A 12,084-nucleotide genomic window follows, 5' to 3' on the forward strand; every position below is an offset into this window, starting at 1 on the left:
GGTCTGACCGCACCACCGGCCACCACTCCAGCGGCGCGTGATCACCAGGGGCCGGGCGGCTGGGCCGAGCGGACCGCCTCGCGCAGGGCGTCGATCGTCGCCCGGACCGCCGGCACCCGCACGTGGTCGGGCCAGGCGACGATCGCGATCTCCCGGTGCGTCGTGGGGCTCAGCGGCCGGACGGCCAGGTCGGTCCGCCGCACGCTGCTGAGCACCAACGCGGGCGCGGCCGCGACGCCGAGGCCCTTGGCGACCAGGCTCTGCACGGCCACGTTGTCGTCGGTGGAGAAGGCGATGTCCGGGGTGAAGCCGGTCTCCTCGCACACCCGCACGAGGTGCTGCTGGCAGCGGGGGCAGCCGGCGATCCAGGACTCCCCCGCCAGGTCGGCGAGCCGCACCGAGGTCCGGTCCGTCAGCGGGTGCCCGCCCGGCAGCAACGCCACCAGCGAGTCGGACACCAGCGGCACGCGGACGAGGTCGGCGGTGTCGTCCCCGTCGTCGGCGTCGCCGGGGTAGGAGAACGTCAGCGCGAGGTCGCACTCCCCCTCCCGCACCAGCCGCACCGACTCCGGCGGCTCGGCCTCGGTCAGCGACAGCCGGATGCCCGGGTGCCGGGCCCGCATCGTCGCCGCCGCGCTGGGCACCATGGTCGCGCTCGCGCTCGGGAACGAGACCAGCCGGACGTGCCCCGACTGGAGGTTGGCCATCGCGGTGAGCGTCGCCTCGGCGGCGGCCACGCCGCTGAGGATCGCCTGGGCGTGCCGCACCAGCTCCCGCCCCGCCTCGGTGAACACGATCCGCCGCCCCGCCCTGGCCACCAGCGGCGTGCCGTAGCAGCGCTCCAGCGCCTTCATCTGCTGGCTGATCGCCGGCTGCGTGTAGCCGAGGTTCCGCGCGGCGGCGGAGTACGAGCCGGTGCGCGCGATCTCCCGCAGCACGCGCAGGTGGCGGAGCTCCAACATTCGTCAACCATTACCACGGCTTGGAGAGGGCGGCCCAGCCCGCACCCCGGCTAATAGGTCGCCCACCTGCTCCTATAAGCCGCGCTTGGGGAGGAGGAGGTGAAGGGTAATTGGACCGCGCGCGCGACGCGCCGCCATGCTCGGAGCCAGAACGCGGCGAACGGAGAGCGAAATGCTGACCCCGGCGATGCGGGAGTTCGTGGCCGATCTGGAGCGAATGCATTCCGCTGATCTCGACCCGGAAGCCAGGGCGGAACAGGCGGCGCGACGTCTCGGGGAACTGCTGCGGAACGAGAACGTCCTGGACGCTCGGCACATGGAGCCCGACCCGAAGGCATATCGGCAGCACCTGGTCCACGTGGACCCCGAAGGCCGGTTCTCGGTGGTGGCGCTGGTGTGGCTGCCCGGCCAGGAGACGCCGGTGCACAGCCACGTCTGCTGGTGCGTGGTCGGCGTGCTCCGGGGGCGGGAGCACGAGGTGCGGTACCACTTCGACGCCGAGGCCGGCGTGCTCACCGAGACCGGAGCCGAGTGGAACGACCCGGGCGAGGTCTGCTGGCTGGTGCCGCCGGACGAGGACATCCACAAGGTCAGGAACTGCGGCGACGCGCTGGCCGTGTCGATCCACGTGTACGGCGCGAACATCGCCGAGCGGGGGACGAGCATCAACCGGGTCTACGACGAGCCGGTCCGCGCGCACGCCTGAGCCCCCCCGGGCCGACGCCTCACCGGTTCGAGAGCGTCGGATCGCCTTGTCGGCGCAATATCGGCCCAACAACGTCACCCAGCGTCCGACAGCTCACCCCGAAAAGGGGATACGCCACTCGTGGCGAGGTCCGCCGTCAGGCGGATAGAGTCAAGCCCTTCCGACCTGGCGCACGGAAGGTGAAGACCGGTGGTAGGGCGCTGCCTGGACGCGGCGGGATTGCGCGACCCCCGTCTGCGGTCCGCCTACGGGGAATGTTTTCGGATCGGCCGGGAACGCGACTGCGGATACCGCGCTCTCCTGTTCTGGTTACCGCCGGTCAAACGACCGTACTATTCCGCGCTCGGCGCGTTCATCACCTACACCGACGACATTCTGGACGACGTCCGGGTGAGCGTGGAGCTGCGCGCCGAGCGCTACGACCGGTGGCTGCGCCGGCTCGGCGCGGTGCTCGCCGGCCAGCCCACCGAGCCCGCCCGCTCCGAGCACGAGCGCCAGGGCGAGCTGCTGGCGCGGGCGTGGGCGCACACCATGCGGACCTGGGACATCCCGGAGGACGCCGTGCACGCCGCGCTGACGGCGTGGCGGGCGGACCTCGACGCCATCGAGTTCGCGACCTACGGCGAGTTCGAGCGGTACGTGCACGCCGTGTCGTCGACGACCGCGGGCTGGGCCAACACCATGCTGGAGCCGCGCAGCGAGGACGCCGCCCGGCTGCTCGTGCCGATCAGCGTCGCGCTGCAGCTCATCGACTGCGTGCACGACCTCGTGGAGGACCTGGCGCTCGGCCGGCTGTACCTGCCCCTGGAGGACCTCTACCGGTTCGACCTGGAGCGCATCGACCTGGAGCGGGCGGCCCGCGAGGGGCGGTGCCCGCCCGGCGTGCGGGCGCTGTTCCGCTTCCAGGCGGCCCGCGCGCGCCGGTTGGTCGAGCAGGGCTGGGGCTACTGGGACCTGGTGCACCCCGCGAACCGGGAGTTCCCCTGGCTGTTCACCCACCTGTCCCTGCTGTTCCTGGACGAGCTGGAGCACGTCGACTTCGACGTGTTCGCCCCGACCGGGTGGCGGGACACCGCGCGCCGCGTCCGCGTGGTCGCCCGGTCCTACCTGCGTGCCGTGTGGTCGCGGCGGGCCGGCGCGTTCGGCCGCCCCACGCCCACCTCGGCGGGGTCGTGAGGCGCACGCCAGGCGGTCCGGCGGGCCCATCCCCTGTCCACAGTGGACATTCATGCCGGCGGGTCGGACGTCCTCGTCAGAACCCCGCGACGTGGCTCGGGTCGTCACAGGTGACCGGGGTGCGGGCCTCGGCGCGCAGGGTCACGGCCGGACCGGACCTCGTGCGCACCGTCTGCCAGATCGAGTCGCCCCTGCTGGCCACGATCAGGTTCGTCACGTGCCAGTACTCCATGGCGTCCTCGTCGTCGAAGTCGACGACCCGCCGGTCGTTCGGCGGCACCACCGGCAGGTCGGCCGCCCTGGCCTCCAGCTCCCCGCCCAGCCAGTTCGCGACCTCGTCGGGGCTGTGCAGCACGACGTAGCGCCGGCTGCCCTCCACGAAACCGTGCCAGTGCACGCAGTCCTCGACCCACGTCGACTCGATCGCCCGGGTGTGCAGCGGGGGCCACGGCGGAACGAACTCGGGATATCCGTCCACGCGAGGTTGCATCGGTCACCGGCCGGGTCGGGTGAAGCCCGGACCGGGGAAGATCGCCCAGGTGTCGGCGACCGGTGCGGACGACGGCGGCGGCCGGACCGCGCCGGATCGACGCGCCGTCACCGCCGGCTCGACCGCCCCGGTGCGGCCGGCCAACGCCCGGCGCAACGCCTCGTGGCGGGGCGCGTCCGCCGGAGCCGAGCGGGAGCCGCACAGCGCCGGAGCCGCCGACATTTGGTCCACTGTGGACACCAGCGCCCTGACCGGCGGAGCGGGCGTCCGCCGAGTGGCAGAACGGCGGCCACGCGGCGTAACCTCCGGCCGCTGGGTCGCCCACTGTCCACCGAGGCCGAGGAGGTCGCCGTGTCCGCTGCCACCCCACCCGAGCGGGTGGTGCTGCTGGACGAGCACCGACGTCCGGTCGGCACGGCGGACAAGCGGGAGGTCCACCACACCCGCACCCCGCTGCACCTGGCCTTCTCCTGCTACGTCTTCGACGGGCGCGGCAACGTGCTGGTGACCCGCAGGGCGCTGGCCAAGCGCACCTGGCCGGGCGTGTGGACCAACTCCTTCTGCGGCCACCCCGCGCCCGGCGAGGCCCTGCCCGACGCGGTGCGCCGCCGCGCCCGGCACGAGCTCGGCCTCGACCTGGCCGGCGTCGAGCTGGTGCTCCCCGACTTCGCCTACCAGGCCACCGCCCCGGACGGCACGGTGGAGAACGAGTTCTGCCCCGTCTTCCGGGCCGACGCCGCCGGCGATCCGCTCGCCAACCCGGACGAGGTCCTGGAGTGGCGGTGGATCCCCTGGCCCGAGCTGGCCGCGCTGGGCAGGGTCGCGCCGTGGACGCTCAGCCCGTGGGCCGCCGAGCAGCTTCCGCTGCTGGCCGAGGCGTTCGCCGACTGACAGCACCGCCAGGGGGCCACCCGGCGACCGTCAGGGACGCACGAGGTCGTCCAGCGCCGAGCGCCACAGGAACTCCGACAGGTCGGCCTCGGTCGGCGTCTGGTCACCCACCACGTCCCACAGGCAGGCGCACGAGGACAGCCCGCTGTCCAGGACGCACAGGACGACGCCCATCGCCCGCACCGCACTGGCCGTGGCCGTCACCCCGGCCCTGCCGGGCACCGCGATGTGCTCGGCCACCCGCGCGACCGCGAACCGCTCCAGCGTCGAGTTGCGCCGGAGCCGCAGCGCCTGTCGCACGACCGTGGCCGTGGCGACCCGCCGCCGGGGCCGCAGGCCCACCAGCACCCTGGCGACCAGCGCGAGCCGGCGGCAGCACGGCGCGCTCGGACCGGAGCGCAGGGTCTCCCAGATCGGGGCGCCGACCACGGCGACGAAGCGCTGGTGCGCGGCGCGGCGCCAGGCCACGCTCGCCGCTCGTTCCGCCACCGTGACGACACGGAACCGGTGCAGGTCGACCACGCCGTTCGTCGGCGTCGTCGGGGCTGTCGGCGGGCCGACACCGTTCGCCGACACCACGGTCGCCGGGGACGGTGTGGCGGGTTCCTCGCCGGAACCAGCCCCGGAACCAGCGCCGGCCTCGGCGTCGAGCTGGGCGTGGAGATGACAACGGCCCGTCGCCGGCGTCACCCGCCGGCGGCAAGGCCAACCCTTTCGGGTCGGGGCCTCGCACAGGTGCACCACCGCATGGTCGCACCGCGTGGCGTCGCCGTCATGTGCCGAACGTCGGCGAAAGGGGAGCAATCCGGGACTGGCGGCCACGCCGGCGGGCGTTCCCCCGTTCGCCGGCTGGCGCGGGCGCCGCCGGTCGTGATCAACCCGGTCAGGCCCGGACAACGCTGGTCCCGGGACCGCCGGCGACCGCCCCCGGCAGGGAAATGCGGGGCGAACCGAACACGAACAGTGGTGAACGTTGGGCCAGCCGGGAGCCGCGATCTCACCCCTTCCAGCGCCACCACCCTGCGTAACGAACCGAGCGCAATGGTTGAGAATGTGATGTGCATCGCAGAACCTCACGGCGGTGCGGTGGACGCGCCGGGACCCCGCGAGCCGGGGCAGCCCGACCGACGAGAAGGGAAGCGACAAGGCCATGTCCGCTCAGCAGTGGTCGACCCAGTGGTACGCGTTCAGCGCCGGCTCCACCGGGATCACGGGCGAGCCCCGGCGCGGGTGGGAGCCGGTCGCGGTCCAGGACTCCGTCGACCCGCTGACGCGGTGGGTGAGCCGGACCGCCACGGACGCCCCGGCCGTCGTCGAGGACACGACCCAGCTGTGGGAGACGCGGAACGCGTTCTTCACCGCGTGGGCGCGCACGAACACGTGGGGCGGCTTCACCACCGCTCTCAGCCCGCGCCGCTGACCACCCGACCAGCTTCGCCGGCACCGCGAACCACCAACCAGCCGGCGGAGAAACTGATCTTGGGCGCCGGCCGTCCCCGCCGCACCGCGCCGGAGGGGCGAGCGGGGATGGCCGGCGCCAAACCGCGACGCGTTGTCGTTCCGCGGAGCGCAGATCGTGCCCCCCACAACGAGCACGACGCCGACCCGGCGCTGGTCACGATCTCAGCGATCCCCGCGGAGCCGGTAGTCGGCACCACCTGATCTCCATCGCCCCCGGCAGCCCCTTGGCTGCCACGCTCACCACGCCGTGGTCGAACACTGCCGCGGACGCTTTCCTGTCCGCCCCGTCGCCGCCGGGTGCGCGACCGGCGAAGCCTCTACCACTTCCCGCACCATGATCGACAAAAAACGCCCGTTCGTGGAGCCAGTTGTCCACAGGCGTCGGAGTTGTCCCCAGCTCCGCGCTGGTCCCTGGGTTCGTGGGCGGTGACTGGATAGGCTGGAGCAGGGCTCGCCCCCCAGGGCGGGTGGGGGCTGTCCTCGTGGAGTGGGCGGATCGCCCGGCCCGAGCGGTTCCGCGCCGTCGTCACGATGGCGAAACCCGCCAACGCCGGACAACGCCGTCGGGATTCACCGACGACGCCCGCGCCGGTGGAGCCGACCGTCCACTTCGGACTCATGTCGTGGCCTGCCGGGATCCCGGTAACAGAATCCCGGCAGCACCACGGACATCCGGGCGGACAGCCGGACAAGTTGATCGCAGGGCGCTGCGCCATCTGGCCGAAGGCCTTGGCGCCAGCGGGTTCCGCTCCTCAGACGAGCTTGCGGACGCGCAGAGTGCGCAGGCGGTTCAACGCCGCCGCGACCTCGTGCCGACGCGGCACCACGAAGTCGTCCAGTGTCCGCTCCGCCAACACCGACACGCCGTCCGCGCCGAGGTCCGCGTCGAGCCGGTCCAGGACCTCGGCCAGCGTGGCCGTCCCGTCGAGGTGGCCGGCCCGCACGCAGCGCAGGATCGCCAGCCCGATCCCGGTGACCTGGCTGGGGTCCACGACCTGCTCGACCGCCCGCAGGTCCACATCGGTCTCGCCGAGGGTCAGCGCGTCCCGCCCCCTGGCCCGGACCCGGACCCGGCCGCCCGACTCGGCCTCGACCGAGTCGGGATCGGGTACCCGCCGCCGGGGACTGCCGAACCCCGCGCTCTCGACGTGCCGGCCGGTCGGGGTGGCGGCCACCTCCCTGGCCCGCTCGGTGACCTCGACCGGGCGGTAGGCGTCCATCATCACCACCCGGTCGGCCACGTCCAGGTAGTCGCCGGAGCCACCCACCACGAGCACCGTGGACACGCCGTGCTGCCGGTGCAGCGGCCGGACCAGGTCCACGAACGGCGTGAGCGGTTCCCTGTCCTTGGCCACCAACGCCTGCATCCGCGCGTCCCGGATCATCAGGTTGGTCGCGGCGGTGTCCTCGTCGACCAGCAGCACCCGGGCGCCCGCCTCCACCGCCTCCACGATCGACGCGGCCTGCGAGGTCGAGCCGGACGCGTTGTCGGTGGAGAAGTCGGTGGTGTCGGCGCCGGTGGGCAGGTGCGCGACGAACGGGCTGACGTCCACCCTGGTCACCCGCCGGCCGTCCTCGGCGCGGATCTTCACCGTGTCCGGCAGGGACACGACCAGCTCGCGCCCGTCCCCCGGCACGTGGTCGTAGACCCCCTTCTCCAGCGCGCGCAGGAGCGTGGACTTGCCGTGGAAACCACCGCCCACCACCAGCGACACGCCCTCCGGCACGCCCATGCCGGTCACCCGGCCCCGGTGCGGCAGCTCCACCTCGACCCGCAGCGACTCCGGAGACGCGAAGGGCACGCCGCCGCCGGGCAGCGGCCGGTCGTCCACACCGCTGCGGCGCGGCAGCACCGCGCCGTCGGCCACGAACGCCACCAGGCCCAGTTCCGGCAGGGCGCGCCGCAGCGCGTCGGTGTCCTCGACGGAGTCGACGAACGCCCGCGCCTCGCCCTGGTCCAGGGCCGCCCAGCGCAGCCCCTCGGCGACCGCCGCGGGCAGCTCGCGGCAGAGCATCCGCTCCGCGGCCCGGCCGTCGATCACCCGGCCCCGCCCCGGCAGGTCCATGCCGAGCCGGAGCACCACCCGGCCGTCCTCGACCCGGCAGGAGGAGCGGTCCAGCACCTCCTGGCCGCCCACGTCGAGCCGGAAGCCGTGCTCGGGCAGCAGCCGGCCGACCTGGCGCACCAGGTAGCCGGCCAGGGCGCGGGCCCGCACGGGGGTGCGCCACAGGTCCTCGGGCAGCTCGGCGACCTCGGCCGGCACCACGACGGCGAGCCGGCTCGGCGGGGCGTAGGGGTCGGCCTGGACTCTGGCCACCTCCAGGACGTGGCCGGGGAACCGCCACCGGCCGGTCAGTCCCCGGTACTGCCCGTACCGCCCGCCGTCGAGCCGACGCAGCTCGTCGGCCAACGCGGTGTGGTCCCCGCCGCCGCGCTCCCCGGTCACCGGGCCGGTCGACGCGCTGTCCCTTCGGGGCGCGCCCGGCCGGCGGCCACGCGCTCCCCAGCCACGATTCGTCACGCCCCAGTAGTACTCGATGCGCGGAAACGGCCGCTCGGCCGGCCGGGCGGCGGACCCCCGAGCGTCCCCCAACGCCGTTCCATCCCGCCGCCCAGCCGTCCGGCCGGCGACGACCGGTGACCACCGCGATCCCCCGTCGGTGGCACGTCTGTCGCCGCCGAGGCGACAGTAGGGGACGGTGTGACCACCCTCCGAAAGTGGAGGGTGCGGGATACCCCCGATCGGCGGGACTCGGACGCGGTTCGGGGAGGGCGCGCGAACGAGCCGCGCGCCCTCCCCGGACCGAGTGATCATCAGACGCCGGCGAGCTCCTGGACCCACTCGCGGAAGTGGGCCACATTGGCGTAGGTGGTGAACGACGAGCGGTCGCTGGTCGAGGCCACGCCGACCTGGTAGGTCTCCCCGTCGGAGCCCTCGGCGAACATCGGGCCGCCGGAGTCACCGCCGGCGGCGATGCCGTTCACGCGCCGGGCGCAGACGTTCGGGCCGCCGAGCTGGTTGCTGCACTCCGGGTCGGTGACCCGGACGTCGGCGACCTTCAGGTACCGGGACTGGTAGTTGATCTCTCCACTGGAGACCTTGCGGGTGGCGCCCCACCCGTAGATCTTCACCGTCTGGCCCTCGCGGACGTCGTCCGGCTTGCCCAGCTTCGCGTACGTGGTGTCGACCTCGCGGTCGATGTTCACGAGCGCGAGGTCCACGTCATCGCGGGTGTGGATGCCGCCGGGCTTGGCCTCGGCGTAGGTGCCGGCGGTCTGGTCGACGTTGCCGATCCGGAAGCTGAACGTGCCGGAGCCCTCGACGCAGTGCCGGGCGGTGAGGATCCAGTCCGGCGCGATGATCGACGCCGAGCACTGCTGCCGGCCGTTCAGGAACAGCCTGGCGGCCCACGGGCCGCTCTGGGCGTGTCCGCCGCCGATGATGTACGGCGTGGCCGACGGGCCGTCGGTCTCGGCCGTGGCGACCGGGGACCACGCCCCCAGCGACAGGGCCGCCGCGCCGGCGAGCGCGGTCAGGATGCGGGCGAAGCGCATTGCTCCTCCTCGTGAGGTCGACGCCGCGCGGCGTCGACTCGCAGGGGTTGAGGGAAGGTGCGCTCGGAGCATGCGAGGAGCGCGGCGGGGTGTGACACCCGACGGAAGTCGGGCGGCATTCTGTGTATGCGGCCACCCGAACAGCCCAACGACGATCGACCGCCCGTGACGGATCATGGACTTTTCGCCCGAGCGCCAACGTGATCGTCACGTCGGGTGGGGTGAGCCCGACGGACGCGACCGAAAGGCGTCGTGCCGGAGGTCCGGCGCCGGCCCGGCCGGCCAGCGGCCGGGTGCCCGCACCATGGCCCTACCGCCCCGGCCGGCGACGGGGCAAGCTCTACGCCCATGTCCGCCGTCCACGGCCCGCGCCGCCGGCCCACCCTGGACACGGTGGCACGCGCCGTCGGCGTGTCCCGGGCGACCGTCTCGAACGCCTACAACCGACCGGACCAGCTCTCCGCCCCGCTGCGGGAGCGCATCCTCGCGGTGGCCGAGCAGCTCGGCTACCCCGGCCCCGACCCGGTGGCCCGCAGCCTGGCCACCCGGCGCTGCGCCGCGGTCGCCTTCGTCCTCGGGACGCCGCTGTCCACGGCGTTCTCCGACCCCGCCCTGGCCACCGCGCTCGACGGGCTGGCGTCCACAGTGGACGGTCACGAGCACAGCCTGGTGCTGGTGCCGGGCGCCGGCGACGGCGGGCCGCGCCCGGAGGCGGTGGCCAGGGCCCAGGCCGACGTCGTCGTCCTCTACTCGCTCGCCGACGGCGTGCCGGCCGTCCGCGCCGCCGTCCACCGGCGGCTGCCGCTGCTCGTGATCGACCAGCCCGCGCTGCCCTCGGCCGCCCGGGTGGAGATCGACGACGAGGGCGGGGCGGCGGTCGCCGCCGAGCACCTGCTCGGCCTCGGCCACCGGCGGATCGCCGTGCTGGCCGTCCCGTTCTGCCCCGACCACGCCGAGGGGCCGGCCGACGCCGGTCGCGGGGCCACCGCGCGCCACCGCGTCAGCCGCGACCGACTGGCCGGCTACCTGCGCGCGCTCGGCGCCGCCGGGCTGGACCCGACCGCGCCAGCGGTCTGGGAGGCGCCCAGTTCGGCGCGGGAGGCCGGCCGGCGCGGCGGCCGGTGGCTGCTCGGCCTCGACCCCCGGCCGACCGCGGTGCTGTGCATGTCCGACGAACTGGCCCTGGGCGCGGTCCAGGCGGCCAGGGACCTCGGCCTGTCGGTGCCGGCCGACGTGTCCGTCGTGGGCTTCGACGACACCCACGCCGCCGCGGTCGGCGACCCACCCCTGACCACGGTCCACCAACCGCTGGTGGAGAAGGGCCGCCGCGCCGGCGAGATCGCCCTCGGCCTGCTCGCCGGCGCCCCGCCGGGGCCACCGGTCCGCCTCCCCACCCACCTCATCGTCCGAGCCTCCACCGCGCCGCCGCCGTGACCCGGCCGCACCGGAACGACCGAGTGTCCACTGGAGACGATCGAGCCGCCTCGCACGAGCTGGACTGAGCGATCAGTTCGGAACGATGCGCGCGGAGGCCCTGACCGAAGAGCTACGGGCACGACCGGATCAGCCACTCAGGACAGATGGCCGCCAGTGAATGACGGCCCGAGGAAGCACGGCAGCCCAAAAAGTTCTGGCATGACGGCCTTGCTTGCGGCGCAGTATGTTCCACGATCACACCGTGCGTCGGAGGACCTGACTGGCGAGCTGCGGCCATCGCTGGAGCCGCTGATCCCAGCACATCCACAACGTTTCCGCTGGTCCGACCGCACGCCGACGACCGGGCTGTGCTGGAGGGCATCCCGACCGTGGTGCGCACGAGCATCGGCTGTGAGCGGCCACCCGCGCGCTGGTCGACGCCTTGGGCGCGCCGTGGCGGCGGATGGCCGAATGGCATGAAGCCGGAGTCTGACAGCAGCTCCCTGCGCCGCCACAAACCCGTTCCGAACTTCCCCTTGGTCCACTGAGGATAGAGAGGCTCCAGAGAATGACGCTCAAGAAAACACGGCAGCTCAAAAAGGTCTGGCGTGACGGCCTTGCTTGCGGCGCGGAGTGTTCCACGATCACACCGTGCGTCGGAGGACCTGACTGGCGAGTTGCGGCCATGGCTGGAGCCGCTGATCCCGGCATGTCCACGACTTTTCCGCTGTCCTGCCGCACACCCGCCGTCGACCGGGCTGTGCTGAAAAGCGTCCTGTCCGTGGTGTGCAGGGGCATCGGCTGCGAGCGGCCGCCTGCGCTGGGCGGTGCCTCGGGCGCGCCGTGGCGACGGCTGGGCGAATGGCGTGAGGCTGGTCCCCGACAACAGCTGCATGAGCGGCTGCTCGCCCAGCCGGGCGGCCGGACTGCGGAACTCCTCGGCAGGCTCGCACAAGGGGTCACACCGGGTCGATCCCGGTCGACCGGCACAAGCCCGGCTCCCCACCATCCGCTCATCGAAGCGGGCGTCAATCCCCTGGGCGGCCACGCTCACCGTTGGGTACCGCAACGTTGCCGCCCCGCTGATTCCCCTGAAGCGAAGTGATCCCGCTGATCTGGGGCGTGGTCGGACAGCCCCACCGTTGACCTGGACACGGGACTGGCCGGGCCAGCGCGCCGAGCTGATGTTCACCGGGCCTTCCTCAGACCGGCCCGCTTGATTCTCCACCTCCGCGAACGCACGGCAGCCACAACGATACAGCGTGACGGCTTTGCTTGTGGCGCGGGAAGTTTCACGATCACGACATGCGTGCGGACCTGACGAACGAGCTGCGGGCGCTTCTGGAGCCATTGATCCCGGGGCGCGGTCGGCACGCCTCACCATCGTGACCACGTCCACTCAAGGTGGCCGAGCGTCCACTGAGGA

The 12,084-nt window shown here is 73.4% G+C and carries 11 protein-coding genes; 5 read left to right on the top strand and 6 right to left on the bottom strand.

The features are described 5' to 3' along the window. Positions 1 to 41: 41 nt before the first annotated feature. Positions 42 to 962, bottom strand: a complete 921-nt coding sequence (locus tag BUE43_RS09455) for a LysR family transcriptional regulator (RefSeq protein WP_073481162.1) — start codon at positions 960 to 962, stop codon at positions 42 to 44. 172 nt (positions 963 to 1,134) lie between these two features. Between BUE43_RS09455 and BUE43_RS09460 the strand changes: the two genes are divergently transcribed. Both BUE43_RS09460 and BUE43_RS09465 read left to right on the top strand, forming a co-directional pair. Continuing rightward, positions 1,135 to 1,668, top strand: coding sequence for a cysteine dioxygenase family protein (locus tag BUE43_RS09460; protein ID WP_143174068.1), 534 nt, complete (start codon positions 1,135 to 1,137; stop codon positions 1,666 to 1,668). Between the two features lie 189 nt (positions 1,669 to 1,857). Then, complete coding sequence (locus tag BUE43_RS09465) at positions 1,858 to 2,844, top strand: phytoene/squalene synthase family protein (RefSeq protein ID WP_083959523.1); 987 nt, start codon at positions 1,858 to 1,860, stop codon at positions 2,842 to 2,844. Between the two features lie 76 nt (positions 2,845 to 2,920). Here the strand turns inward: BUE43_RS09465 and BUE43_RS35015 are convergent, their stop codons facing one another. Beyond that, complete coding sequence (locus BUE43_RS35015; RefSeq protein ID WP_073481168.1) at positions 2,921 to 3,322, bottom strand: hypothetical protein; 402 nt, start codon at positions 3,320 to 3,322, stop codon at positions 2,921 to 2,923. Positions 3,323 to 3,337: 15 nt separating this feature from the next. Then, on the bottom strand, positions 3,338 to 3,556 hold the full coding sequence (locus tag BUE43_RS35020; RefSeq protein ID WP_073481170.1) for a hypothetical protein: 219 nt from the start codon (positions 3,554 to 3,556) through the stop codon (positions 3,338 to 3,340). A gap of 129 nt (positions 3,557 to 3,685) precedes the next feature. On the opposite strand from BUE43_RS35020, the gene idi reads away from it, so the two are divergent. Next, positions 3,686 to 4,225: an isopentenyl-diphosphate Delta-isomerase gene (gene idi, locus BUE43_RS35025; protein WP_073481172.1), complete on the top strand. Its 540-nt coding sequence runs from the start codon at positions 3,686 to 3,688 to the stop codon at positions 4,223 to 4,225. A gap of 30 nt (positions 4,226 to 4,255) precedes the next feature. Here the strand turns inward: idi and BUE43_RS09485 are convergent, their stop codons facing one another. Continuing rightward, a complete protein-coding gene (locus BUE43_RS09485; protein ID WP_143174069.1) occupies positions 4,256 to 4,915 on the bottom strand; it encodes a hypothetical protein in 660 nt (219 codons plus the stop codon). Between the two features lie 391 nt (positions 4,916 to 5,306). Here BUE43_RS09485 and BUE43_RS09490 point away from each other — a divergent pair, with 391 nt between their 5' ends. After that, on the top strand, positions 5,307 to 5,645 hold the full coding sequence (locus tag BUE43_RS09490) for a hypothetical protein (protein WP_073481176.1): 339 nt from the start codon (positions 5,307 to 5,309) through the stop codon (positions 5,643 to 5,645). A 793-nt stretch (positions 5,646 to 6,438) separates the two neighbouring features. Here BUE43_RS09490 and BUE43_RS09495 read toward each other — a convergent pair. After that, positions 6,439 to 8,280, bottom strand: a complete 1,842-nt coding sequence (locus BUE43_RS09495) for an ABC-ATPase domain-containing protein (RefSeq protein WP_327083434.1) — start codon at positions 8,278 to 8,280, stop codon at positions 6,439 to 6,441. A 221-nt stretch (positions 8,281 to 8,501) separates the two neighbouring features. Beyond that, positions 8,502 to 9,242, bottom strand: a complete 741-nt coding sequence (locus BUE43_RS09500; RefSeq protein WP_073481178.1) for a S1 family peptidase — start codon at positions 9,240 to 9,242, stop codon at positions 8,502 to 8,504. A 348-nt stretch (positions 9,243 to 9,590) separates the two neighbouring features. On the opposite strand from BUE43_RS09500, the gene BUE43_RS09505 reads away from it, so the two are divergent. Beyond that, entirely contained in the window at positions 9,591 to 10,676 is a 1,086-nt protein-coding gene (locus tag BUE43_RS09505) for a LacI family DNA-binding transcriptional regulator (RefSeq protein ID WP_083959525.1), read from the top strand. Positions 10,677 to 12,084 lie beyond the last annotated feature (1,408 nt).

Source organism: Streptoalloteichus hindustanus (genome assembly GCF_900129375.1).
In the GTDB taxonomy this organism is placed as follows: Bacteria; Actinomycetota; Actinomycetes; order Mycobacteriales; family Pseudonocardiaceae; genus Streptoalloteichus; species Streptoalloteichus hindustanus.

What these genes read in the sequence shown, in the direction of transcription:
- BUE43_RS09455 (WP_073481162.1), bottom strand. Translation starts at nt 962, where the DNA reads ATGTTGGAGCTCCGCCACCTGCGCGTGCTGCGGGAGATCGCGCGCACC.
- BUE43_RS09460 (WP_143174068.1), top strand. Translation starts at nt 1,135, where the DNA reads ATGCTGACCCCGGCGATGCGGGAGTTCGTGGCCGATCTGGAGCGAATG.
- BUE43_RS35020 (WP_073481170.1), bottom strand. Translation starts at nt 3,556, where the DNA reads ATGTCGGCGGCTCCGGCGCTGTGCGGCTCCCGCTCGGCTCCGGCGGAC.
- BUE43_RS09500 (WP_073481178.1), bottom strand. Translation starts at nt 9,242, where the DNA reads ATGCGCTTCGCCCGCATCCTGACCGCGCTCGCCGGCGCGGCGGCCCTG.
- BUE43_RS09505 (WP_083959525.1), top strand. Translation starts at nt 9,591, where the DNA reads ATGTCCGCCGTCCACGGCCCGCGCCGCCGGCCCACCCTGGACACGGTG.